Origin of the sequence: Hephaestia sp. MAHUQ-44 (assembly GCF_023806085.1) — a bacterium.
GTDB lineage: Bacteria > Pseudomonadota > Alphaproteobacteria > Sphingomonadales > Sphingomonadaceae > Sphingomonas.
Window position 1 is genome coordinate 1 of the sequence record NZ_JAMSLX010000007.1, and the last position, 24949, is coordinate 24949.

At 67.4% G+C, this 24949-nt stretch carries 22 protein-coding genes; 3 read left to right on the forward strand and 19 right to left on the reverse strand.

The window, feature by feature from the left end; translation table 11 throughout:
- Positions 1-345: 345 nt before the first annotated feature.
- From NFE57_RS09065 to NFE57_RS09105, 9 genes are all read right to left on the reverse strand, one after another.
- The gene (locus NFE57_RS09065; protein WP_353653897.1) at positions 346-756 is read right to left on the reverse strand and encodes a hypothetical protein; all 411 of its coding nucleotides are present in this window, start codon (positions 754-756) and stop codon (positions 346-348) included.
- A gap of 63 nt (positions 757-819) precedes the next feature.
- A complete protein-coding gene (locus NFE57_RS09070) occupies positions 820-1353 on the reverse strand; it encodes a demethoxyubiquinone hydroxylase family protein (protein ID WP_252135256.1) in 534 nt (177 codons plus the stop codon).
- Positions 1350-1835, reverse strand: coding sequence for a disulfide bond formation protein B (locus tag NFE57_RS09075; RefSeq protein WP_252135436.1), 486 nt, complete (start codon positions 1833-1835; stop codon positions 1350-1352). The genes NFE57_RS09070 and NFE57_RS09075 overlap by 4 nt, the downstream gene beginning before the upstream one ends.
- Before the next feature lie 8 nt (positions 1836-1843).
- Positions 1844-3223 (reverse strand): S41 family peptidase, encoded by a 1380-nt coding sequence (locus tag NFE57_RS09080; protein WP_252135257.1) that lies wholly within the window; start codon positions 3221-3223, stop codon positions 1844-1846.
- 122 nt (positions 3224-3345) lie between these two features.
- Entirely contained in the window at positions 3346-4542 is a 1197-nt protein-coding gene (locus NFE57_RS09085) for a murein hydrolase activator EnvC family protein (RefSeq protein WP_252135258.1), read from the reverse strand.
- A 5-nt stretch (positions 4543-4547) separates the two neighbouring features.
- Entirely contained in the window at positions 4548-4970 is a 423-nt protein-coding gene (locus tag NFE57_RS09090; RefSeq protein WP_252135259.1) for a 23S rRNA (pseudouridine(1915)-N(3))-methyltransferase RlmH, read from the reverse strand.
- Positions 4971-4973: 3 nt separating this feature from the next.
- On the reverse strand, positions 4974-5363 hold the full coding sequence (gene rsfS, locus NFE57_RS09095) for a ribosome silencing factor (RefSeq protein WP_252135260.1): 390 nt from the start codon (positions 5361-5363) through the stop codon (positions 4974-4976).
- A gap of 14 nt (positions 5364-5377) precedes the next feature.
- Positions 5378-5995, reverse strand: a complete 618-nt coding sequence (locus NFE57_RS09100) for a nicotinate-nucleotide adenylyltransferase (RefSeq protein WP_252135261.1) — start codon at positions 5993-5995, stop codon at positions 5378-5380.
- Between the two features lie 45 nt (positions 5996-6040).
- Positions 6041-7306 carry a glutamate-5-semialdehyde dehydrogenase gene (locus NFE57_RS09105; protein ID WP_252135262.1) on the reverse strand — a complete coding sequence of 422 codons (1266 nt, stop codon included), beginning with the start codon at positions 7304-7306 and terminating at the stop codon, positions 6041-6043.
- Positions 7307-7387: 81 nt separating this feature from the next.
- On the opposite strand from NFE57_RS09105, the gene NFE57_RS09110 reads away from it, so the two are divergent.
- Positions 7388-8416, forward strand: coding sequence for a DUF3667 domain-containing protein (locus NFE57_RS09110; RefSeq protein WP_252135263.1), 1029 nt, complete (start codon positions 7388-7390; stop codon positions 8414-8416).
- A gap of 302 nt (positions 8417-8718) precedes the next feature.
- On the opposite strand, the gene ftsH is transcribed toward NFE57_RS09110, so the two are convergent.
- The 9 genes from ftsH to NFE57_RS09155 form a co-directional block, all read right to left on the reverse strand.
- Complete coding sequence (ftsH, locus tag NFE57_RS09115; RefSeq protein WP_286207759.1) at positions 8719-10683, reverse strand: ATP-dependent zinc metalloprotease FtsH; 1965 nt, start codon at positions 10681-10683, stop codon at positions 8719-8721.
- Between the two features lie 67 nt (positions 10684-10750).
- Entirely contained in the window at positions 10751-11767 is a 1017-nt protein-coding gene (gene tilS / locus NFE57_RS09120; protein ID WP_252135264.1) for a tRNA lysidine(34) synthetase TilS, read from the reverse strand.
- A complete protein-coding gene (locus tag NFE57_RS09125) occupies positions 11745-12674 on the reverse strand; it encodes a tol-pal system YbgF family protein (protein ID WP_252135265.1) in 930 nt (309 codons plus the stop codon). Before NFE57_RS09125 ends, tilS begins: the two co-directional genes overlap by 23 nt.
- A 111-nt stretch (positions 12675-12785) precedes the next feature.
- Positions 12786-13577, reverse strand: coding sequence for a helix-turn-helix domain-containing protein (locus NFE57_RS09130; RefSeq protein WP_252135266.1), 792 nt, complete (start codon positions 13575-13577; stop codon positions 12786-12788).
- 146 nt (positions 13578-13723) lie between these two features.
- Positions 13724-15997 (reverse strand): phosphoenolpyruvate--protein phosphotransferase, encoded by a 2274-nt coding sequence (gene ptsP, locus NFE57_RS09135; RefSeq protein WP_252135267.1) that lies wholly within the window; start codon positions 15995-15997, stop codon positions 13724-13726.
- Positions 15998-16158: 161 nt separating this feature from the next.
- A complete protein-coding gene (locus tag NFE57_RS09140) occupies positions 16159-16893 on the reverse strand; it encodes a hypothetical protein (protein WP_252135268.1) in 735 nt (244 codons plus the stop codon).
- Positions 16894-16995: 102 nt separating this feature from the next.
- Positions 16996-18027, reverse strand: a complete 1032-nt coding sequence (locus NFE57_RS09145) for an NAD(P)H-dependent flavin oxidoreductase (RefSeq protein WP_252135269.1) — start codon at positions 18025-18027, stop codon at positions 16996-16998.
- A 67-nt stretch (positions 18028-18094) separates the two neighbouring features.
- The gene (locus NFE57_RS09150; protein ID WP_252135270.1) at positions 18095-18733 is read right to left on the reverse strand and encodes a peroxiredoxin; all 639 of its coding nucleotides are present in this window, start codon (positions 18731-18733) and stop codon (positions 18095-18097) included.
- Between the two features lie 204 nt (positions 18734-18937).
- Entirely contained in the window at positions 18938-20191 is a 1254-nt protein-coding gene (locus NFE57_RS09155; RefSeq protein ID WP_252135271.1) for an aspartate kinase, read from the reverse strand.
- Positions 20192-20373: 182 nt separating this feature from the next.
- Between NFE57_RS09155 and ubiG the strand changes: the two genes are divergently transcribed.
- Complete coding sequence (gene ubiG / locus NFE57_RS09160) at positions 20374-21099, forward strand: bifunctional 2-polyprenyl-6-hydroxyphenol methylase/3-demethylubiquinol 3-O-methyltransferase UbiG (RefSeq protein ID WP_252135272.1); 726 nt, start codon at positions 20374-20376, stop codon at positions 21097-21099.
- A gap of 111 nt (positions 21100-21210) precedes the next feature.
- Here the strand turns inward: ubiG and NFE57_RS09165 are convergent, their stop codons facing one another.
- On the reverse strand, positions 21211-22428 hold the full coding sequence (locus tag NFE57_RS09165; protein ID WP_252135273.1) for a UbiH/UbiF/VisC/COQ6 family ubiquinone biosynthesis hydroxylase: 1218 nt from the start codon (positions 22426-22428) through the stop codon (positions 21211-21213).
- A 164-nt stretch (positions 22429-22592) separates the two neighbouring features.
- Here NFE57_RS09165 and NFE57_RS09170 point away from each other — a divergent pair, with 164 nt between their 5' ends.
- Positions 22593-24902, forward strand: a complete 2310-nt coding sequence (locus NFE57_RS09170) for an FtsK/SpoIIIE family DNA translocase (protein ID WP_252135274.1) — start codon at positions 22593-22595, stop codon at positions 24900-24902.
- The last annotated feature ends 47 nt before the right edge of the window (positions 24903-24949 follow it).

A 24949-nucleotide genomic window follows, 5' to 3' on the forward strand; every position in this document is an offset into this window, starting at 1 on the left:
CACGCAGGTCCATCGAATAAGGTCGCGCCATGCTCGCTGGCCTCCATGCCCAGCCAGCATCTTGAATCACATCTATACGCCCTCGTGAATCCCCTATCGATTCAATCCCACGTCATCCCGCTCTAGAACCGGATCGACGCTAAGCATGGGCTGCGCCTTTCCTGACGCCAAGACAAGATCTTACGCTTGTCGCGGGCGCCCAGGGCCGATCGACATTGGGGTCAGGTCGAGCCGAAAATGGTGGCTTTTCGTGACCCGGAGCGCAGCGTACCTCCGGTACGTGAGCACCGGAAGCACGGGAAGCCGCCATTTGCAGGCCGGCATGAGCCGAATGTCGGTCGGGCCCTACGGCGTCTGGCGCTCTTCGGCGGCACGCTCGCGATTCTCGCGCTTGGCGCGGCGGGCCTGCTGGGTGAAGCAGCCGGTCGCGCCGCCCACGCCCACCGCCGAGCAGCTGCCGATCCCCGCGCCACCGGTTTCGAGCACCGATTCGTTGCGCGCCGCCCAGCTTTCGTTCTCGGGGGTGATCTTGAGCTCGCGCAATTCCTTGGGAATGCGGAATTGTTCGTCGGCGTTGCGGCGCTTGCAGACGACGATCTCGCTGCCGTTCGAATCGGTCGGGCATTTCTGGTCGCCATAGATCACCAGCACGCCGTTTTGCGGCGCGTTCTGCGCGGCGGCGGGCATCGCTGCCGCCAGCCCGGCCCCGGCCACGACGAGCGCGGCGATGCCCTTGGCGATGTATCGAGCCATCATATGTCCACTCCGTTGGCCGTCATCAACGCATGAAGCCCCTGACTTGTCCATGCGCTGAACGGCTCAGATCCGCTTCGCGGTCGCGATCGCGATCCGGCAGCCCAGCCGGATCAGCCCGCTGAGCAAGGGATAAGCAGGGGCACGCTCCGCACCGCTCGCCAGCGCGATGTCGCGATGCTCGAGCTCCTCGGCCTGAAATTCGGCGATCGCGGCCGAAAGCTCGGGATCGTCCTCGCCCAGCGCTTCAAGCTGCTCGGTATAATGTTTGTCGATCTCGGTTTCGACCGCCGCGGTACAGGCCATTGCGGCTTCGGGGCCGATCGCCGCGGTGGCGGCCCCCAGCGCGAAGCCGGCGACATTCCACAGCGGCTGGAGCAAGGTAGGGCGCACCCCGCGCCGCGCGATCATCGCATCGAAGAACGCCTGATGGCGATCCTCCTGTGCCGCCATCCCCGCGATCGATCGCGCCATCGGATGCCGGTCGCCCATCACCGCGAGCTGCCCCGCATAGATGCGCGTCGCGCCATATTCGCCCGCCTGATCGACGCGAACCATCGCCTTGATCGCGCGCTTGGGATCACCCGGCCGCCAGCTCATATCCTGGGTCTCCGCAACCGCATCAGCAGCGTGATCAGCGCCGCGCCGCCGAGCGAGAACAGCGCGTTGAACCCCGCGAGCGAGACCCCGAACAACGTCCATTGCGCGCTGTCGCAGCGCACCAGCGGGGCGTTCATGATCTGCGCCAGCAAATCGTCGCCGGTGCCAGAGAACGGCGCGGTGCAGGCGGTCGCGCCCGCCCACCAATGATATTCGACCCCGGCGTGATAGATGCCGATCGCGCCGCTCAGCGCGATCGCGGCCGCGGCAAGCCCGACCAGCCAGCGCTGGTTGACGCGCCCCGGCACCCCGAAGGCGAGCAGCGCCAGCACCAGCGCGGCATAATGCGGCCAGCGCTGCCAATGGCACATCTCGCACGGATAGAGGCCGAAGAAGAGCTGGCCGATCCACGCGCCGCCGAGCAGCGCGGCGGGCAGCAGCAAAGCGATCCAGCGCGCGGGGCGGAGATAGGTTTCGCCCATCGCCGCGCTCACCGCTTCGGCTTCGGCGCGGCGGCCCTGGCGGCATCCGGGGCGGGCGGCTTCGAGCTGGCCGCGGCAACCTGTGCCGGGCCGCCCAGCCGGGCGATCGTCTTGACCGCATATTCGAGCTGGAAGTCCTTGATGCCCTTTTTCTCCAATTCCTCGGCGGTCGCCGAGAAGCGCGGATCGTCCTTGCTATCCTCGCTCAGGATCGGATCGTCAGCCTTGACCTCGTTGATCAGGTGGCGGCGCAGATCGTTCTCACGGAACACGGGGCGCGTCTTGTAATCGGGGTCGCTCAATTGCGGCACGGCGATATCGGGAACGATGCCGCCTTCCTGCACCGACCGGCCCGAGGGGGTGTAATAGCGCGCGGTCGTCAACCGAAGCGCCGATTTTGGCCCCAGCGGCAACAGCGTCTGGACCGATCCCTTGCCGAAGCTGCGTTCGCCCATCACCAGCGCGCGATGCTGATCCTGAAGCGCACCCGCCACGATCTCGGAGGCCGAGGCGGTGCCGGCATTGGTCAGCACCACCAGCGGCAGGCCGTGGGTGAGATCGCCCGGAATCGCCGATTCGCTGTAATAACGCTCGATATCGGTCGCTTCGCGGCCGCGCTGCGACACGATCTCGCCGTGATCGAGGAACGCGTCCGACACCGCGATCGCCTCGGTCAGCAACCCGCCGCCATTGTTGCGCAGATCGATCACATAGCCGAGCGGCCGATGCCCCAGCGCCTTGTCGATCGCGAGGATCGCCGCCTTGGTATCGGCGCCGGTGGTTTCGGAGAAGGTGTTGATGTTGAGGATGCCGACCTCGCCGCGCACTTCCCATTTGACCGGCTTCTGGACGATGATCTCGCGCGTCAGCGTCACCTCGATCGGCTTGTCGCGGCCGGGGCGCACCAGCGTCAGCGCGATTTTGGTGCCCGGCTTGCCGCGCATCAGCTTGATCGAATCGTCGAGTGACGAACCGTAGATCAGCTTGCCGTCGATATGCGTGATATAATCGCCGGCCTTGATCCCGGCGCGGTCGGCGGGGGTGTCTTCCTGCGGCGCGATGATCTTCACCACGCCGTCTTCGGCGGTCACCGTCAGCCCGAGCCCACCGTAATTGCCCTCGGTCTGGATCTTCAGATTCTCGAAATCGAGCGCATCCTCATAGCTCGAATGCGGGTCGAGCGAGGCCAGCATCCCGTCGATCGCGCCCTTGATGAGCTGCTCGTCGGTGACCTTGTCGACATAATCGGCCTTCACCCGGTTGAACACGTCCATGAAGGTGTCGAGCTGGCGGTAGCTTTCGGTATCGACCCCGGCCATCGCGCTGGTCGCGATCGGGACGAGAGCAAGCGCGCCGACGATAGCGGTGGCCTGGAGAAGGGAACGCATAGGCACGCTGATCTTCCGCTGGATGAAGAGGTTGACGCGGCCACGATAGCGGCTTTCGCCCGGCCGAGTAAAGCAACGTCGCGCGACTCCATGCGTCGCGCGCAGCGCCCGCGCGATGGGGTTCAGCCGAGCAACGGGGTGATATTGATCGGGCGACCCTTGCGGCGCAGCTCGACGGTGACGCGCGGCGCGGCGCCGTCGCGCATCGTGCCGGCGTGGCCGATGGCATCGCCCTGCGCCACGACATCGCCGGGGCGCACCGACAGCACCCCGAGCCCGGCGACCAGCGTGGTCCAGCCCGCGCCGTGATCGATGATGACGATCGGACCATAATCGCGAAAGGTGCGCGCGAAGGCGACCGTCCCGGCGGCGGGCGCAATTACCGGCGCGCCGTCGGCGGGATCGATCGTCAAGCCGCGCGAGCGCACGCCTGCGGCCGACATCGCACCGAATCCGGTCACCAGACGCCCGGCAACGGGCAGCCGATACGGCGCGTCGGCCGCAGTCCAGGGGGAGCCGTCGAGCGTCGAGGCGACCTCGCCGGGGCGCAGCGGCCGTGCCTCGGGGGCGGGCAAGGCAGCCAGCGCGGCGCGGGTCACCGCATCGTCCTGCGCCTGATCCATCAGGTCCACCAACGCGCGGGCCCGTTCGCCGAGCGCGATCGCCTGATCCGATGCCGCCAGCGCATCGCGGCCCAGCGTGCGGGCGCGGGCACGATGCGTCGCTTCGAGCCGCGCCAGCGCGAGCCGGCGGTCGTCGAGCCGCGCGCGCGCGCCCTCAAGCGCGGTCAGCGCGGTGGCCGCATCGGCCTCAAGCGCGCGCAGATCGGCAAGGTCGCGGCGCACCGTGGCGGTACGCGCATGAATCACCGGCGTCACCGAGCCGAGCACCGCGCGGATATGGACCATGTCATCGACCGACCCCGGCTGCGCGACGGCGATGATCGCCGGGCGCGACGCCATCGATTGCAGCGCGGCGAGCAACCGCACCACCGGGCCCTGCCGTGCGGCAAGCCGCGCGCGCTGCCGGTCGAGCGCGGCGCCGACGATCGCGCTGCGCGCCTCGGCGGCGGCAATATCGGCTTCGGCGGCCTGGAGCCGGGCGACGGTCGCCGCTTGCTCGGTGCGTGCTTTGGCGGCGGCGTCGCGCTGCGCGGCGGCTTCGGCATCGAGCCGCTGCGAGCGTTGTTCGGCGGCGGCCGAGGCGCGCCGGGCGTCGGCGAGCCGCTGCGCCTGAAGGTCGGTCGCGGGCGCAACCCCGACCGGCGCCGCGAGCGCCGCGCCTGCTACCCCGATCGTGGCAATCACCCAGCCGCGCATGGCGGCTATCCTTCGCGGTGATAGGGATGGTTGGCAAGGATGCTGGTGGCGCGCCACAATTGCTCGGCGAGCATCGCGCGGGCGAGCAGATGCGGCCAGGTCGCACGGCCGAACGAGAGCAGCAGATCGGCCTCGGCGCGCGCGGCATCGTCGAAACCGTCGGCGGCACCGATCAGAAACCGCGCCTCGCGCACCCCGTCGTCGCGCCAGCGCCCCAGCGTCGCGGCGATCTCGCGCGATGGTAGCACCGCGCCGGTCTCGTCGAGCAGGACGCGCTTCGTCTGCGGCTCGATCGCGGGCATCTTGCCCCCGGTATCGGGCAGTTCGGTCATCCTGAACGGCCATGACAGCCGCCTGGCGTAACGATCGACCAGCTCGGCCTCAGGCCCGCGACCGATCCGCCCGCGCGCGACGATATGCAGCAGCAAGAGTTACGCGCTGGCGGCGCCGGCTGGCGTATCGCCGAACGCCCACATCCGCTCCAGATTGTAGAAGCTGCGCACTTCGGGCCGGAACAGGTGGATGATGACGTCACCGCCGTCGATCAGCACCCAATCGGCGGTGGGCAGCCCCTCGATGCGCGCGACATGGCCGGTTTCGGCCTTGATCCGCTCGACCAGCTTGGTCGCCATCGAGGCGACCTGACGCGTCGAGCGGCCGCTCGCGATCACCATATAATCGGCGATTGTCGATTTGCCCGCGAGCGGGATCGAGATCGTATCGACCGCCTGATCGTCGTCGAGCGAGGCGAGGACGAGCCGATGCAGCGCCTCGGCACCTTCGGTGTCGGGCGGACGCGGGGCGGAAACGGGTGCAGGCAAGGGAACTCCTGGGTTCAAGGTGCATCGGTGGCATAGGGTGGCAGGAAACGGCGCTGCCACGCGGGGTCGGCCTCTCTCAGCCGGGTCGCGGAAGTCGGATCGGGGCGAAAGCGCAACAGCACGAGCGCCGGCAATCTCCACGTCGTCCAGTGCCGAGCCGTGGCTGCGGGATGGACGAAATGCCGCAGCCAGTGCATCGCGGGTGCGCGATACGCCGCGCGATCATATCCCGGTCTCGCGATCACCGCAATCGGCATCGTCCGCGCGATCCGCCGCCAGTCGCGCCATTGGTGGAACTGGGCGAGATTATCGCTGCCCATCAGCCAGACGAAGCGGTGGTTGGGGTAGCGCCGCACCAGCGCCGCGAGCGTATCGACGGTGTAGCGCGTGCCCAGCCGCGCCTCGATATCGGTCGGCCGAATCGGCGCGTGACCGCTGATCGCCCGCGCCGAGGCGAGCCGCACCGCCAGCGGCGCCATCCCCGCTTGCGGCTTGAGCGGATTGCCCGGCGAGACCAGCCACCAGATTTCGTCGAGATCGAGCGCCGCCAGCGCCGCGAGGCTGATCGCGCGATGGCCCTTGTGCGCGGGGTTGAACGATCCCCCGAGCAGGCCGACGCGGCGCCGGCTCATGCGTTTCTCACCGATTCGCCGCGCCAGCCGGCACAGGCGCAGGCGTCACGGCCGGGTCTGGCCGGTGCCGCGCACCTGCCATTTATACGTCGTCAGCCCTTCGAGCGCGACCGGCCCGCGCGCGTGGAGCCGCCCGGTCGCGATCCCGATCTCGGCGCCCAGCCCGAATTCGCCGCCATCGGCGAACTGGGTCGAGGCGTTCCACATCACGATCGCCGAATCGACGCGCGCAAGGAAATCCTCGGCCACCGCCGCATCCTCTGCCACGATCGCGTCGGTATGCCCCGAGCTGTGGCGGCGGATGTGGTCGAGCGCGGTCTCGGGCCCGTCGACGATCGCTGCCGACAGCACGGGCGCGAGATATTCGGTATCCCAATCCTCGGCGGTCGCGGGCACGGCATCGGGCACCAGCGCGCGAATCGCGTCGTCACCGCGCAGCTCGCATCCGGTCGCCGTCACGGCATCGAGCAACGCGCGCGCGCCGGGATAGGCCGCATCGATCAGCAGCGTCTCGAGCGCACCGCAAATCCCGGTCCGCCGCATCTTGGCGTTGACGACGATCGCCTCGGCCCTGGCCGGATCGGCCGAGCCGTGGACGTAGAGGTGATTGATGCCGTCGAGATGCGCGAGCACGGGGACGCGCGCTTCGGCCTGTACGCGTGCGACCAGGCTCTTGCCGCCGCGCGGCACGATCATGTCGATCAGCCCCTCGGCCTGGAGCATCGCGCCCACCGCGGCGCGATCGGTGGTGGGAACGAGCTGGACCGCATCGGCGGGGATGCCCGCGCCCGCCAGCGCCTCGGCCAGCACGGCGTGGAGCGCGCGGTTGCTGTCGATCGCCTCGGAGCCGCCGCGCAGGATGACGGCATTGCCCGCCTTCATGCACAAGGCGGCGGCGTCGGCGGTCACATTGGGGCGGCTTTCGTAGATGATCCCGATCACGCCGACGGGCACGCGCACGCGGCGCAACTCCATCCCGTTGGGCCGCACGGCGGTGTCGATCACGTCGCCAACCGGATCGGGCAGGTCGGCGATCGCCTCAAGGCTCGCGGCGATGCCGTCGATCCGGCCGTCGTCGAGCGCGAGCCGATCGAGCATCGCCTCGCTCAGCCCCTTGTCGCGGCCACGCGCCATATCCCTGGCGTTGGCGGCGATGATCGTCGGCGCAGCGGCGCGCAGCGCCCGCGCGGCGGCGCGCAAACCCGCCGACTTCTCGGCACTGGTCTTGCGGGCGAGGTCAGCCGCGGCGGCGCGCGCGCGCGCGCCCATGTCGGCGATCAGGTGAGCGGGATCCTTGGTCGTATCGAGCATGGCGCCACGCCTATCACGCCGCTTGGCCAACCGCAAAAAACGGTCGCTTGGGGGCCGCATAGCCGTTATCGTCGCCGCCGCATGACAGGGGGCATCGACGCCGCAGGCGATATCGCCACCGGTGCGCTATTGGGCCGCGCCGCCGAGCCGCGCGCGGGCGAGACGGGGCACGGCGACCACCCTTCCATTTGCCTCAATTGCGGCGCCGCGCTGATCGGCGATTTCTGCCACCAATGCGGGCAAGCGGGGCATATCCACCGCTCGCTCGGCGCGATTCTCCACGATCTCGCGCACGGCGTACTCCATTTCGAGGGCAAGATCTGGCGCACGCTGCCGATGCTGCTGTTTCACCCCGGCGCCTTGACGCGGCGCTACATTGCCGGGGAGCGCGCGCGCTTCGTATCGCCGCTCGCCTTGTTCCTGTTCCTCGTGTTCGTGATGTTCGCGATGATCCACGTCCTCGCGGGCGAGATCGACGCCAATGTCCCCGCGGCGATGCAGGAACAATCGGTCCACCAGATCGACGCGGAGATCGCCAAGGCCGAAAAAGGCGCCGCGACGGCCGCGACCGCCGACGACCGTGCGCGCTATCAGGATTCGATCGCGGGCCTGAAAATCGCACGCGAGTCGATCGCGCGCGGCGGTGAGACCTTCGAGACGGCCAGCGTCAACACAGGCTGGTCCCGGCTCGATCACGCCGTCCACAAGGCACAGGAGAATCCGGGGCTCGCGCTCTACAAGCTCCAGATGAACGCCTACAAATTCTCGTGGGCATTGATTCCGATTTCGGTGCCGTTCGTGGCGCTGATATTTCTCTGGCGCCGTCGGTACAAGCTTTACGATCACGCGATTTTCGTGATCTATTCGCTCGATTTCATGACATTGCTGGTGATCGCGCTCAGCCTGCTCGGGGCGATCGGGCTCGGTTCCGATCTGATCGCCTTCGCCGCGATGCTGCTGCCGCCGATCCACATCTACAAGCAGTTGCGCGGCGCTTATGCCCTTAGCCGCTTCTCGGCGGGGTGGCGCACGATCGTGCTGCTCGTCTTTGCCCTGCTCGCGCTCACCTTCTTCTTCATGCTGATGCTGGCGATGGGCCTGATGGGCTAGAGGTCGATCCACTGACGTGGAAGCGGCACCAGCCCTCTCCCCCACCCCTCCACCCAAGACATTATCCTGACTGGGTGGAGGGGTGGGGGAGAGGGCTGGTGCCGCGCCCGGATTCAGCAACGCTGAATCCGGCTCTAGAGCAAGGCCAAGCGCGTTAAACCACACCCGTTCGCCCTGAGCTTGTCGAAGGGCCGTTCTTCGTGCCGTGCCCGTTCGTCGGGCCGCGCAACACTCCGGTACCGATAAAAAGGGCGGCGCCGGTTCCCCGACGCCGCCCGATTTTCATCTCCCCGAACCGGCGGTTACGCGCCGAGCGGCTTGGGTGTCCCGAACGGTCCCTTGGGACGCCGCGTCTTGGGGATCGACGTGCCCGCGGCGGCAACCGGCTGCGCGCTGGCGTTATCGTCGGGCCGGCCGAGATCCTCGCCGGCGATCAGCTTCTTGATATCGTCGCCCGACAGCGTCTCATATTCGAGCAGCGCACCGGCGAGCGTATGGAGCTGGTCGATATGCTCGGTCAGCACCGTCTTGGCCTTGGCCAGCCCGCCTTCGACAATCCGCCTGATCTCATCGTCGATCAACTGCTGCGTCTGGTTCGACATCCGCACCGGCTGCGACGACGAATAGCCGAGGAAGCTCTCGCCTTCGGGCTGTGCATATTCGACCGGGCCAACCTTGTCCGACATGCCCCATTTGGTGACCATGTCGCGCGCGAGGCCGGTGGCATATTGGATGTCGCCGCTCGCGCCGCTCGATACCTTGTCGTAGCCGAAGATGATCTCCTCGGCGACGCGACCGCCCATGCTGACGGCAAGGTTCGCATACATCTTGTCGCGGTGATAGCTGTACGAATCGCGCTCGGGCAGGCGCATCACCATCCCCAATGCGCGACCGCGCGGGATGATCGTCGCCTTGTGAATCGGGTCCGACGCGGGCTCGTGGAGCGCAACGAGCGCGTGGCCCGCCTCGTGATAGGCGGTCATGCGCTTCTCGTCGTCGGTCATCACCATCGACCGGCGCTCGGAGCCCATCATCACCTTGTCCTTGGCCTCCTCGAACTCGGCCATCGCCACCAGCCTTTTGCCCTTGCGCGCGGCGAGCAGCGCGGCCTCGTTGACGAGGTTGGCAAGGTCTGCCCCCGAAAAGCCCGGCGTGCCGCGCGCGATCACCCGCGCGTCGACATCGGGCGCCAGCGGCACCTTCTTCATATGGACCTGGAGGATCTTGATCCGGCCCTCGATATCGGGGCGCGGCACCACGACCTGCCGGTCGAACCGGCCCGGCCGCAGCAGCGCGGGATCGAGCACGTCGGGGCGGTTGGTCGCGGCGATGATGATGATGCCTTCGTTCGCCTCGAAACCGTCCATCTCGACGAGCAACTGGTTGAGCGTCTGCTCGCGCTCGTCATTGCCATTGCCGAGGCCGGCACCGCGATGGCGGCCGACCGCGTCGATTTCGTCGATAAAGACGATGCACGGCGCCGATTTCTTGGCCTGTTCGAACATGTCGCGCACACGGCTCGCGCCGACGCCGACGAACATTTCGACGAAATCCGACCCCGAAATGGTGAAGAAGGGCACGCCCGCCTCGCCCGCGATCGCGCGCGCGAGCAGCGTCTTGCCGGTGCCGGGCGAGCCCACGAGCAGCGCGCCCTTGGGGATCTTGCCGCCGAGCCGGGCGAATTTGGTCGGGTCCTTCAGGAACTCGACGATCTCTTCCAGCTCCTCGCGCGCTTCATCGATGCCCGCAACATCGGCAAAGGTCACCTTGCCTTCCTTCTGCGTCAGCATCCGCGCGCGGCTTTTGCCGAACCCCATCGCGCCCGAGCCCGAATTCTTCTGCATCTGCCGAAGCACGAAGAAGGCGATGCCGAGGAACAGCAGGAACGGCAGCGAATTGTAGAGCATGATCATCCAGATCGACGGGCTCTCTTCGGGCCGCGCGGTGATCGTCACCCCCGCCTTGCGCAGGCGATCGGTGAGCTGGGGATCCTGGATCGCATAGGTGCGGAAGGCCGAATCGTTCTTGAGCGTGCCGGTGATGACCTCACCGGCGACGTTGACGTCCTTGACGCTGCCCGACTCGACCTTGTCGAGGAATTGCGAATAGGCGATCGTATCGCCGGCCGGCTGGGCGGTGCGGCCGTCGAGCAACGACACGACGAGCGCCAGCCCGACCAGGATTCCCACCCAGATCATCAGGCTTTTCATCCAGGGATTGCCCCCGCCGTCGTTGTCGGGGCCCTGTTGCTTGTCGTTGTCGTTCATGAACGCTGGTACCTTTCCTGGCCCAAGATAAGAGCGGGCAGGTTAATGGCAATGGAACAAAAGCGACTCAGGCGACACGCCGGGGCGGCGCGGGGCTGAAATCGACCCTGAGCCCCGCGGCGCGATCGTCGTCGCTTTCGATCAAGACGCTGCCCAGCGTCGCGCGGAACCCCGCACCGCCATCGCGGGCCGCGGCAATGGCGCGCACCAGCCGCATGACCTGCCCCCCCCGCGGATCGGCCGCGGAATCGACCTTGGTCACACACAGCAACACCAGGCGTCGTACCAATTCCACCGGCTGATCGTCGATGATCAACGTCGCGCGCTTGTCGCCGAACACGCAGCATTGCGCCGCCAGCCGCCGCGTGGCCCAATCGAGCGCGATCTCGGCATCGCCGAGCGCGGCGGCGCTGTGCCCCCATTGCGCGGCATCGAGCCACCCCGCCTCGGCGAGCACCTTGCGCAGCCGCGCGCGATCGAACCGGTCGTCGACATTGCTCGGATCCTCGATCGCGGTGATGCCGCATTGCGCGACGAGCGCGGCAAGCTCGGCCCGGCGCCAGCCCAGCAGGGGCCGGATGATGCGCCCGCCGACCGGCCGGATACCCGCCAGCCCGGCAACTCCCGAACCGCGGTTGAGCCGCATGATCAGCGTTTCGAGCTGATCGTCGGCGTGATGCGCGGTGGCGATTCGCGTCGCCCCGATCGCGCGCGCATGGTCCTCGAGCAAACGGTAGCGCAGCGCGCGGGCACGCGCCGACACATTGGCGGTGCGGTTGACGCGGGGCGGCATTGGTGCGGTGAGCGTCGCGTGGGCGACCCCCAGCGCGGCCGCCAGCCGGGCGACCGCTGCGGCCTCGCCCGCCGCCTCCGGCCGGAGCCCGTGATCGACGGTCGCCGCATGGCACCGGTTGCCCAAAGCGGCGTGCGCGAGCAGCAGCAGCGCAGTGCTGTCCGCTCCGCCCGAGACCGCGAGCAGCACAGGATCGCGGCCCGAAACGCCCAGCGCCGCGAAATCCTCGCGAAACCGCGCGACGAGCGCCGCGTCGGGGGTCAGCGCGTTATTTGCAGCCGGCGCGGTCACGGCCCGCCGCGATATCGACCTTCATCGTCGCCGAAATCTTGCTGCCGTAAACATCGGTCAACTCGGAATAGACCTTACAAGCATCCTGCGGCTTCTTGAGCTTCACCAGTGCATCGGCGAGATAATAGAGGCTGTCGGGAGCGCGCTCGCCGTCGGGCATCTTCTTGTAATTATCGTAGAAAGCGATCGAGGCGAGGCTCGGCTTGCCCTCGTCGAGATAGGCGCGGCCTAGCAAATTCTGCGCGAAGCTGGCTCGGCGATGCTGCGGATATTTCTGGACCATGGCTTTGAGCGCGGTCTCGGCCTCGGGATAGAGCTTCGCCGACCACAAGCGGAAACCATAGATATACGCATCCTCGGCCGGATCGCCGCTGACCGGCTTTTCCACCGCGGCGACGCGATCGGCACGGGTCGGCCCGCCCTGGCTGGCGGGCAATTGCAGGCCACTGCCCCCGGCGGGCGGCGCGCTCGCCGCCGGATTGCCGCCCAAACCGGCGTTAGCGGCGGCCCCCAGATCGCTTCCCGACGCGGGCGCCGGCGGCGGCGCGGCGCGGTCACGCTTCAGGGCGTCGACTTCATCGCGCAGCAGCCGCAGCTGGTGCTGGCCTTCCTCGACCTGGTTGGTCAGGCTCTGGAGCTGCATTTCGAGCGAATTGACCCGCACCGTGAGGTCGGTGACCGGGTTGGACGAGCCCGGCCCGGTGTAATTGGGCGTCTCGGCGGGCGTGATCTGCGGCTGAATCCATTGATCCGACCCGCCTGGAAACACCTTGCGCTGGACAGCGCGCATCTGGCCTTCGAGCCGATCGACCCGCTGGACGATCTGGCCCGATTCCTGCGCCACGGCGGCGTTCGCGCCGAATCCGAGGCTGGCCGCGGCAGCGGCGATAACGATGGTGCGGCGCATGGCTCTCCCCCGAGCTGATCTCGATTGCCTGCGCTATAGCTGACAGAGCGCTGCTGTCGCCACCATTAAGGATGACAAGCGCCGTATTCGCAGCGCTTTTCGTCCTCGGGCCTACGCCCCCGCGCCTGCCTGCCGCGCCTTCACCGCCTCGGCGCTGACGCCGATGTCCTTGAGCGGCCGCGATCCGTCGCCGAGCGGCGGCATCAGGGTGTCGTTCAACCGCACTTCGAGCTTGTCGGGACGGCCGACGTTGATCATCGGATTCTTGGCATCGGTGGGCACCTGATAACGATCCCCGGCCTGCATCGTGTTCTGGAACAGGCTGTTGCCGTCGGCATCGTACACCCGCAGCCACACCGCGTCGGTCGCGGTCAGCGTGACCTGCTCGACACGAGGCGCGGGCGCTGCCGCCGGCGGCGCGACCGCAACGCTGTCGCCCGCGGCAGGCGTGGTCGTGGCGACCGCAACAGGCTGGTCGGCGCCGCCCCGGAACCAATCGGTCCCGAGCCAGATCCCGGCGCCAATCACCAGCACCAGTGCGAGCAGCACGCCGAAGATCGCGATCCCGGCGGGCGGCAGGCGCGCAGGGTCCGCAGGCTCGTAGGGCATGGTTTCCATCGTGGGGCGGCGTGGCACGCCCGCTTCGGCGCGTACCATCCGGCCGATCTCGGCTTCGTCCACATCGATCGCGCGCGCATAGGCCTTGGCGAAACCGATCGCATAGGTGGGCGACGGCAGTTCGTCATAATGACCCTGCTCGATCGCTTCGAGATGGCGGATCGGCACGCGCGTGCGCTGCGCGATGTCGGCGATCGACAATTTCTGTTTTTCACGCGCAGCGCGCAATGTGTCTCCGGCCGATGCGGGAAACAATGTCGCGTCCTCGCGCGGGGTGTCGGTCATCCGGCTCTCCGGCGGGAGGGATGCGGCCCTGATTTCTCCCGCTTGCGCGCGAGGTGTTTCAAAGCGGGCGCCTGCTGTCAACGCTTCGTGCCCGTCGAGCGTCAGTTTATCGCCTGCGCCCCTCTCCCAAAGGGGCGGGCCGCGCGTTATGCGAGGTCGATTCCGTGATCGACCGCCCAGTGCGCGAGCGCGTCGCGCAGATCGCGCGACGGCCGCATGAGCAGCCGCTCCATCTCGGCCATCACCGCGGCGCGATCGATCGATCGGATCATCGCCTTGATCGGACCGACCGCAGCCGGGGTGATCGACAACCGCTCGATGCCCAGCCCGATCAGCGCCAGCGCTTCGAGCGGCCGTCCGCCCATCTCGCCGCACACGCCGAGATCGACCCCGGCCTCGTTCGCCGGCCCGACGATCCGGCGGATGAAGCGCAGAATCGACGGACTGAGCCAATCATAGCGTTCGGCGAGCTTGGGGTTGGCGCGATCGGCCGCGAACAGGAATTGCGTCAGATCGTTGGTACCGATCGAGAGGAAATCGAGCTTGGGCAGCAACAGATCGAGCTGTTCGGCCAGCGCCGGCACTTCGAGCATCGCGCCGTAGCGGATCTGCGACGGCAGCTTGCGGTTGCGCGACGCGACCCAATCGCGCTGCGCTTCGAACAGCGCCTTGGCCTCGTCGAACTCCCATGGTTCGGAGACCATCGGGAACATGATGTTGAGCGGGCGGCCATTGGCAGCGTCGATCAGCGCGCGCGCCTGCGCCTTCATCAGCCCGTCGCGTTCGAGCGCGAGCCGGAGCGCACGCCAGCCCATGGCCGGGTTCTCCTCGTCGCTGCCGTTGCCGTTCAGATAGGGGAGCGCCTTGTCGCCGCCGATATCGACCGTGCGAAAGGTCACCGGCCGATCGCCCGCGACATCGAGCACATCGCGATAGAGCCGCTGCTGGCGCTCGCGCTGGGGCAAGGTGGCCGAGACGAGAAACTGGAATTCGGTGCGAAACAGCCCGATCCCGTCGGCGCCGGTGAGGTCGAGCGCCGCCACGTCGTCGCGCAGCCCGGCATTGACCATCACCGTGAGGCGATGCCCGTCCTTCGTCACCGGCGGTTCGGATTTGAGCGCGGCAAAGACCGCGCGGCGTTTCTGGCGGAGCGCGAGCTTGGCCTCGAACGCCTCCTCCATCGCCGCTGTCGGCCGCACCGACAGCGTGCTCGAATTGGCATCGAGCAGCAACAGATCGCCTTCGCTGATCTGGCGGCGCACGTCGCGGACGCGGCCGAGCACGGGAACGCCCATCGCACGCGCGACGATCGTGACGTGCGCGGTCAGCGAGCCTTCTTCGAGCACGACGCCCTTCAGCCGCCGGCGATCGTATTCGAGCAGCTCGGCGGGGCCCAGATTGCGCGCGATCAGGATCGTGTCCTGCCTGAGCCCGAGTTGCGCGGCGGTGCCCATCTGGCCCGACACGATCCGCAGCAGCCGGTTGGAGAGATCTTCCAGATCGTGCATCCGATCGGCAAGCAAGGGATCGTCGATCTGACGCATCCGCATCCGCGTGCGCTGCTGGACGCGCTCGATCGCCGCCTCGGCGGTCAGCCCCGAATCGATCGCCTCGTTGATCCGCCGTGACCAGCCCTCGTCATAGGCGAACATCTTATAGGTCTCGAGGATCTCGCGATGTTCGCCATCGACGCCGAATTCGGCCTGGCTCGTCATCCGGTCGATCTGCTCGCGCATCTTGTCGAACGCGCCGTAGACGCGGTGGCGCTCGGCCTCGATATCCTCGGCAACGGTGTGCTCGATCGTGATCCGCGGCTGGTGGTAGACGGCGTGCCCCGCCGCCATCCCGTCGACGAGCCGCAGGCCAAGGATCTTCTTGGCTGCGGTCGTCTGCGGCCGGGCATGCGGCGCGCCGGTCTGATCGATCAGACCGGCATTGGCGATCAGTTCGGAGAGCACCATCGCCACCGTCTGCAACGCCTCGATCTCGACATCTTCGTACCGATGCGATTCGGTATGCTGGACCGCGAGCACGCCGACCGCCTGTTCGCGCCGGATGATCGGTACGCCCGCGAAGCTGTGGAACCTGTCCTCGCCGGTTTCGGGGCGATAGGCGAAATCGGGATGCGCGGCGGCTTCGTCGAGGTTGAGCGTTTCGACATTGGCCGCGATCGTCCCGACCAGCCCCTCGCCGGGTGCGAGCTTGGTAACGTGGATCGCGGTCTGCGACAGCCCGCGCGTCGCGAACAGTTCGAGCAGACCGTCGCGCAGCAGATAGATCGAACAGACCTCGCTGTTGAGCGCCTCGCCGATGATCTGGACGACCGCCGCCAGCTTGGCCTGCGCCGGGCTGCGCGATCCCATCACGTCGTGAAGACGTGTCAGGATTTCGCGGGCGGCGGCGGGCGCGGAAAGCGACATGGATGCGCGCTACCAGATCGGCCGCGTCCACGCCAATCGGCAATACGCCGGAATGCCCCTAGAGCCGGTCCGATTCTAATAGAACCGGACCGGCTCTGGATGATCTTTTGTTGGCCGTGATTGCCGAGTCGCCAGAAGATTCCATCCGGCTCGGCATCACTCTAAGGCATGGTGAAGATGGCGGGATCATAGCCGATGTCGGGCGTCGTGCCGGGGGCAGCCGGCGACGCGGCCGTCGCCACCACGGTGTGCGGCGCAACCGGATGAAGCGCCACCGCCATTCGATTCGCCTGCCATTGCGCGAGCGCGACGCGATACGCGTCATAGGCGCCGAACAGATCGACAAAGGGTCGATCGAGGTCGGCGATCGCACCGACAGCGAAGGCTTCGGCCGTCGCCGGCGTCACGCTCGCCGATCGCACGATCACGCCGGCCGCGGCCGCACAAAAGGCATCGTGCGCACCGGGGTGCGCCCAATAATTATAGAGCCGCGTCATCGCGTCGTCGAACCCGGCCGCGCCCTGTGCCGCAACGAGCGACTTATGGGCGGCCGCAAGTGCTGTTCCGGCGGTCTTGAGCCAGCCATTGTAGCCGGCGATGACGGTCGCTTCATCGGTGCCTCGACAACCGAGCGCCGCGACGTTGAGCGCGGTGCGCACGTGCCACAGCGCAGCAGGTGGGGTAAGCCCGGTGTTGGGGGTCGCATAACGGCCATCGGCAAGCCGTGGCGGCACGGCAAGCCCGGCGCCCGTCCCCGGTGGTGCTTGCGGCATCGGCTGTGGCGTCAGCACGGGGGGCGCAGGAGGCGCGACCGCGACCTCTTTGGGGCGCGATGCACAACCGGCTAGCGCCAATCCCGCGACGATCCCCGTCCAAAGCGACCGATTGCCCAGCATAACAACTCCTTACGCGCACTGCACAACAGGAAGCTGGCCCAATAAGGTTAACGAATCATTAGGGATGTTTCGCGGCTTATCGCGCGCTCGGGGCGCTCCGACTCAAACTGCGCGTTTGGCCAGTGCGGTGGCGGCCTCGGCCATCAGGGTCGCGATGATCTCGGCCACCGGTTCTTCGCGCGTCACCATGCCGACCGACTGGCCCGCCATCACGCTGCCGTGCTCGACATCGCCCTCGATCACCGCGCGGCGCAACGCGCCCGCCCAATAATGTTCGATCTGGAGTTGGGCCTCGCCCATCTCGATCGCACCGTCGTCGAGCGCCTGCGCCACTTCACGTTGCTTCGCGGTGAACAGCTCGGCGCCCTTGTTCCGGAGCGCGCGGACCGGGATGACGGGCAATCGCGGATCGATCTGGACGCTGGTGATGGCGTCGCGCGCCGAAGCGCGGATGAAGGCCTTCTTGAAATTGGCGTGGGCGATCGATTCGGTCGCACACACGAAGCGCGTCCCGAGCTGAACCCCGGCGGCGCCCATGTCGAGATAGCCCGCGATCGCTTCGCCCCGGCCGATCCCGCCGGCGACGAACACCGGCACCTGCGCGGCCACTTCGGGCAGGATTTCCTGCGCGAGCACGCTCGTCGAGACCGGGCCGATATGGCCGCCCGCCTCCATGCCTTCGACGACGAGCGCGTCGACGCCCGACCGGATCAGCTTCCTGGCCAGGCTGAGCGCGGGGGCAAAACAGATCAGTTTTGCCCCCGCGGCCTTGATCGCCTCAAGGCTGCCGCGCGGGGGCAGGCCGCCCGCGAGCACGATATGGCCAACCTCATGCCGGACGCAGACCTCGATCAGCTCGAACAGCATCGGGTGCATCGTGATCAGATTGACGCCGAACGGCTTCGTCGTGAGCGCCTTGGTGCCCGCGATTTCGGCATCGAGCAGCTCGGGGGTCATCGCGCCGCACGCGATCACGCCGAACCCGCCCGCATTGGAGATCGCCGCGACGAGGTGACGTTCCGACACCCAGGACATCGCGCCGCCGAGAATGGCGACCTCGCAGCCCAGAAAGTCACAGCCCCGCGCCATACGGCGCTGCAGGCGCTCGGCGCCGATCGAATGCATCTCGCTCATCTTTGCCCCGTAGCGCCGGGTGGCACCGCGGGGCAAGCATGGTTCGCCGCGACGGAAACGCCTGCGCTCAGGCGGGCTGGTTCAGATCGACGTAGCGCAGATACGGCTTGAGCGTGCGGAACCCCTGCGGGAAGCGCGCCTTGGCGTCATCGTCCGAAAGCTTGGGCGAGATGATGACCTCTTCGCCGGGGTTCCAGTTGACCGGGGTCGCGACCGATTGCGCGTCGGTGAGCTGGAGGCTGTCGATCGCGCGGATGACTTCGGCGAAGTTGCGCCCGGTGCTCGGCGGGTAGGTCAGGATCAGCCGCACCTTCTTGCTCGGGTCGATCACATAGACCGAGCGGACGGTGACGATCGGATCGGCTTCGGGATGGATCATCCCGTACAGCGCGGAGACCGTGCGGTCCGAATCGGCGATCATCGGGTAATCGAGCTTCTGGCCTTGCGTCGCCTCGATGTCCTTTTCCCAGCCATGGTGCGAATCGACCGGATCGACCGACAGCCCGATCGTCTTGACGCCGCGCTTGTCCCATTCGGAGCGCAGCCGCGCGACTTCGCCCAGTTCGGTGGTGCACACCGGCGTGAAATCCTTGGGATGGCTGAAGAACAGCCCCCACGACTCGCCGAGCCACTCGTGAAAACGAATCCGCCCGTGGGTGCTATCCTGTTCGAAATCGGGGGCAATCTGACCAAGCTGAAGCGACATATTCGTATCTCCTTCAACCGCCACCATGCGCCCCGGCCCGGAACCGGGCCAGCAAGCGTTGCTTGGGGGCGTTGCAGAGATGCTTGGCCGGGAATGCTCCCACGTATGTGGAAGCGGTGCCAGCCCTCTCCCCCACCCCGCCACCCATTGAGCATAATGTCTTGGGTGGCGGGGTGGGGGAGAGGGCTGGCACCGCACCAAAACTTACGCCGCGTCGTCTTCCGCATCGAGACCGTAAGCGGTGTGGAGCACCCGCACCGCGAGCTCGGTGTAATCTTCCTCGATCAGCACGCTGACCTTGATCTCGCTGGTGGCGATGGCGAGGATATTGATCCCGCGCTCGCCGAGCGTCTGGAACATCTGCGCGGCGACGCCGGCATGGCTGCGCATCCCGACGCCGACCACCGAGATCTTGGCGACGCGGGTATCATGCTTGAGCTCGGTGAACCCGATCCGGTCGCGCGCGCCGTTGAGCACCTCGATCGAGCGCGCGAGATCGTTCATCGGAACGGTGAAGGTGACGTCGGTCGAATCGCCCGAATGCGCCACATTCTGCACGATCATGTCGACATTGACGCCGGCATCGGCCAGCGGCGAGAAGATCGCGGCCACCGAGCCGGGCTGGTCGAGCACCGCGGTCAGCGTGATCTTGGCGTCGTTCTTGTCGTGCGCGATACCGGTGATGAGCTGGCGTTCCATTACGTCGATTTCCTCCTCGCCGACGATCAGCGTGCCGGGCTCGGCGCCCCCATCCTCGTCGAGGAACGACGAGAGCACCTGAACGCGGACCTTTTCCTTCATCGCGAGCCCCACCGAGCGCGTCTGGAGCACCTTGGCCCCGACGCTGGCGAGCTCGAGCATTTCTTCATAGGTGACGTGCTTCAACTTGCGCGCGCGCGGCACGATGCGCGGGTCGGTGGTGTAGACCCCGTCGACATCGGTGTAGATATCGCAGCGATCGGCCTTCATCGCCGCGGCCATCGCCACCGCCGACGTATCCGAACCGCCACGCCCCAGCGTCGCCACGCGCTCGCCCATCGCGACACCCTGGAAACCGGGGATCACCGCAACCTCGCCGCGCGACAGCGACGCGACCAGCGCGGTCGTGTCGATCTCGGCGATCCGCGCGGAACCATGGCCGTCCGACGTGCGGATCGGAAGCTGCCATCCCAGCCAGCTGCGCGCCGGAACGCCGGCGGCCTGAAGCGCGATCGCGAGCAGCCCGCTCGTCACCTGCTCGCCCGACGAGACCACGACGTCATATTCGCTGCGATCGTAGAGCGAGCTGGCCTCGCGGCAGAAATTAACCAGCCGATCGGTCTCGCCCGCCATCGCGGAGACGACCACGGCAACCTGATTGCCCGCCTCCACCTCGCGTTTGACGCGGGCGGCCACGTTACGAATGCGCTCGATCCCGGCCATCGAGGTGCCGCCGAACTTCATCACGATGCGCGCCATCGGGGGAGAAACTTTCCTGTGTGGGAGGGAGAGGTCGGCGCGCCTGATAGAAACCAAGCCCGCGAAAGGCAAGCGATCTGCCCAATCATGTCGGCCTGGAGCGGCGAAAGGCGACCTTTATTTCGCGCGCGGCACCGGTTGCGCAATCGACCTGCCGTCCGGGCTGGCCTATGACCCGGCCTATGGCGGAGACGACAACGATCGATGCGGCCGAGGCCGCGCATTTCGGCGCGCTGGCGAGCGACTGGTGGAATCCGGCGGGATCGTCGGCGATGCTGCACCGGCTCAACCCGGCACGGCTTGGCTACATTCGCGCACTGGTCGATCGCCACTGGGGCGGCGACGCGCAGGGTTTTACCCCGCTTGCGGGCAAGACGGCGCTCGATGTCGGCTGCGGCGCGGGGTTGCTTGCCGAACCGCTCGCCCGGCTCGGCGCCCAGGTCACCGGGCTCGACGCTGCACCCGAAAATATCGCGGCGGCCACCGCTCACGCGGCCGAATCGGGGCTCGATATCGCCTATCGCGCGGGCGAACTGGCCGGGCTTGCCGGCACCCGCTTCGACCTCGTCACCTGTCTCGAGGTGATCGAACATGTCGCCGATACGCCCGCATTCGTGCGCGGGCTCGCCGATGTGCTCGCCGATGACGGCCTGTTGATCGTATCGACCCCCAACCGCACCGCGCGCTCGCGCCTCGCGCTGATCACGCTCGGCGAAGGCAGTGGGCAGATTCCGCGCGGCACGCACGATTGGGACAAGTTCGTCACGCCCGAGGAACTGACGGCCCTGTTCGCAGATGCGGGATTGTCGGTGATCGATCGCCGCGGGCTCACGCTGTCGCCCGCCAAGGGCTTCGTGCTCAGCGACGATCTCGGGCTCGATTATTTCCTCGCGGCTGTGCGGGGATAGGTTTCCCCCCTTAATGTGGAAGCGGCACCAGCCCGCTCCCCCACTCCACCTCCCATTCAGTAGACTGCCGTTGGGAAGTAGGGGAGCGGGCCGGTGCCGCAACCAAGACGCCTAAACCGATTCACCCATCAGCAGCCGTGGCAAGTCCCCCGATTCGCCGCGCGCCTCGGCCATGAAACGGTCCTTCAGCGGCGGGAAGCGATCGACCGCCGAAATGCCGAACCGCCGGATCGCGCTTGCGGTCTTGCCCGGCACGCCGAACAGCCGCGTCAAGATGTCGGTGGAGGCGGCGACCATCAGATTGTCGAGCCCGCGCCAGCGCTGATAGCGGGCGAGCACCTGCGCATCGCCCAGGTCCATCCCGATACGCCTGGCCTCCACCAATATCTGCGCGAGCGCGGCAACGTCGCGGAACCCCAGATTGAGCCCCTGCCCCGCGATCGGATGGATGCCGTGCGCGGCGTCACCCACCAGCGCCAGCCGCTGGTCGACGATCTGCGCGGCGTGGTGAAACCCGAGCGGATAGCTTGAACGCGGCCTGAGATTGGTGAGCGCGCCGAGAAAGCCCCCCATGCTCTTTTCGGCCGCCGCAAGGAAACCGCGATCGGACAGTTTGAGCATCCCCGCCGCATCACGGGTGTGGACGCTCCACACGATCGCCGAACGGTGGCCGGCATCGTCATCGGGCAGCGGCAGCAGGGCGAACGGGCCGGCGGGATAGAAGATCTCGCAGGCGATATTCTCATGCGGCAGCGCGTGGTTGAACGCCGAGATGATCGCGGCATGATCATATTGCCAGCGCGCGACCTGAATGCCCGCGGCGACCCGCGTCGGCGAATGACGGCCCTCGGCCGCGATCAGCAGCGGCGCCGACACCGTCTCGCCAGTCGACAACCGCGCGGTGACGCCGTGCGCCCCGCGTTCGACCTGATCGGCACGCGTCTTCATCCGCAGATCGACCCGGCCCGCATCGCGCGCGGCGTCGTACAGCGCACGCCGCAACAGACGGTTCTCGTACATCGTCCCCAACGCGCCATCGTCGGCATCGGGAATGAAATCGAGCTTGCCCGGCGCGAGCCCGTCGGAAACCCGGATATGGCGGATTTCGCAGCCCTTGCCGGCAAGCGCCGCCCCCACGCCGATCGCATCGAGCATCCGCCCGCTCGAACTCGACACCGCCGAGGCACGGCCGTCGAAATCGGGCGCGAGGATACGCTCGGGGTCGGCCGGATCGACGACGATCGCCGACAAGCCGTGCACATCGAGCGCGATCGCCAGCGCGCTACCCACCAGCCCACCGCCCAGAAGGATGACATCTGCCTGTTGCATCCTTGCGATGTAGACCGCCCGATCGCGGCCTCCAACCCTCTCATTGGCCCCGGCGACCATCAGACTCGGCCCACCGCGCGCCTTCTTGACGCCGGACTCGCGAGCGGGGACAATGGAACATTGGGTGTACGGCCGCAGCCATGCGGCGTTTCGGGGGTCGAATCATGGCCAGTCGCGCGCAGCCGTCGCTATGGCGGGAATCGGTAAAAGCGGGCGCGGTGCGCTCGGGCGCGCTGTTCGCCGCGATCGCGATCGCGCTCCTCACGCTCGCGCTTGCGCTCGCGCTCGCCACCTACAATCCGGGCGATGCGGCACTCAATACCGCCGCCGGCGGGCCGACGCGCAACCTGCTCGGAATACCGGGCGCGTGGGTGAGCGACCTGCTGCTGACGATCGCGGGGCCGCCGATCGCGCTGGCGCTGCCGATCGGCCCGATCATCGCGAGCCGCTTGTGGCGCGACCGGCCGGTCGGCCCGTGGCGGCGGATGATGTGGGGCACGATCGGGGGCGCGGCGCTGATCGCGATCGCGGCCGGCTTCGTGGTCGGCTCGACGCAGATGTGGCTGCCCGCGGGATGGGGCGGCGTGCTCGGGCTCGCCGTCAGCCGCTCGGCGCAATGGGCGCTGGCCTATATCGGCGACGCGACGATTCGCGATTGGGCGACGGTGCTGCTCGCGGTGATCGCGGGGCTGAGCGGGCTGGTGATCTGGCTGCGCAGCCTCGATCTCGACCTGTCGGACCGCCAATGGCGCCGGCGCCGCCCGCGGGCCAGCGACGAGGACACCATCCTCGACAGCGACGATAACGACGCATTGCCGGTGCGCGATACGCTCAAGCGCACGCCGCAGCCGCGCCCGGTGGCGGTGCCCGAAAGCCGCCCCGCCCCCGTCATCGCCGATCGCCAAACCGCGCCCTCCCCGGCCGCGCGCGCCAAGGCCAAGCAGGCCTCGCTCGATCTGCGCGACAATTACCAACTGCCGTCGATCGAACTGCTCAAGCCGGGCCCTGCAAGCGGCAAGACGACGATCGACAAGGCCGCGCTCGAGCGCAACGCACGGCTGCTCGAGAGCGTGCTCGACGATTTCAACGTCAAGGGATCGATCGTCGAGGTCCGCCCCGGCCCGGTGGTGACGATGTACGAGCTCGAGCCGGCGTCGGGGATCAAGGCGAGCCGCGTGGTCGCGCTGGCCGACGATATCGCGCGCAACATGTCGGCGGTGTCGGCGCGCGTCGCCACGATTCCCGGCCGCAGCGTGATCGGGATCGAGCTTCCCAACGTCAAACGCGAGATGGTCAATCTGCACGAACTGGTCGCGAGTCAGAGCTTCGAGGATCTGACCGCGCAATTGCCGATCATCCTCGGCAAGAATATCGCCGGTGATCCGGTGATCGCCGATCTGGCGCCGATGCCGCATCTGCTCGTCGCGGGCACCACCGGCTCGGGCAAGTCGGTCGGGCTCAACTGCATGATCCTGTCGCTGCTGTATCGGCTGACCCCCGATCAGTGCAAAATGATCATGATCGATCCCAAGATGCTCGAACTGAGCATGTACGAGGACATCCCCCACCTGCTCGCCCCGGTCGTCACCGAACCGCCCAAGGCGGTGCGCGCGCTCAAATGGGCGGTCGAGCAGATGGAGGATCGCTATCGCATGATGGCCTCGGTCGGCGTGCGCAGCCTTTCATCGTTCAACGACAAGGTGCGGGCGGCCAAGATCAAGGGCCAGCCGCTCGGCCGCAAGGTACAGACCGGCTACCATCCCGAGACCGGCCAGCCGGTCTATGAGGAGGAACAGCTCGATTATCCGGCGCTGCCGCAGATCGTCGTCATCGTCGATGAGCTGGCCGATCTGATGATGACCGCAGGCAAGGAAGTCGAATTCCTGATCCAGCGGCTGGCGCAGAAGGCGCGCGCGGCGGGCATCCATCTGATCATGGCGACGCAGCGCCCCTCGGTCGACGTCATCACCGGCGTGATCAAGGCCAACCTGCCGACGCGGATCAGCTTCCACGTCACCTCGAAGATCGATTCGCGCACCATTTTGGGCGAACAGGGCGCCGAACAACTGCTCGGCAAGGGCGACATGCTCTACATGCCCGGCGGCAAGCAGATCGCGCGCGTCCACGGCCCCTTCGTGTCCGACGAAGAGGTCCAGGCGGTCGCCAATCACTGGCGGTCGCAAGGCAGCCCCGATTACATCCAGTCGGTCACCGAGGAACCCGAGGACGGCTTCGCGCTCGATGGCGCCCCCACCGGCGAGGATTCGGCCGAGGACCAGCAATACCGCCAGGCCCGCCAGCTCGTCGCCGAAAGCCAGAAGGCCTCGACCTCATGGCTCCAGCGCCAGTTGCGCGTCGGCTACAATTCGGCGGCGCGGCTGATCGAGCGGATGGAGAAAGAGGGACTCGTCTCCAAACCCGATCATGTCGGTCGCCGCGAAGTGTTGATGGATCAGGACGGGCGACCGCTCTAAAGCACATCAAGCTGAACGACCCCGGTCGCGGGGGTTCACCGCATGTT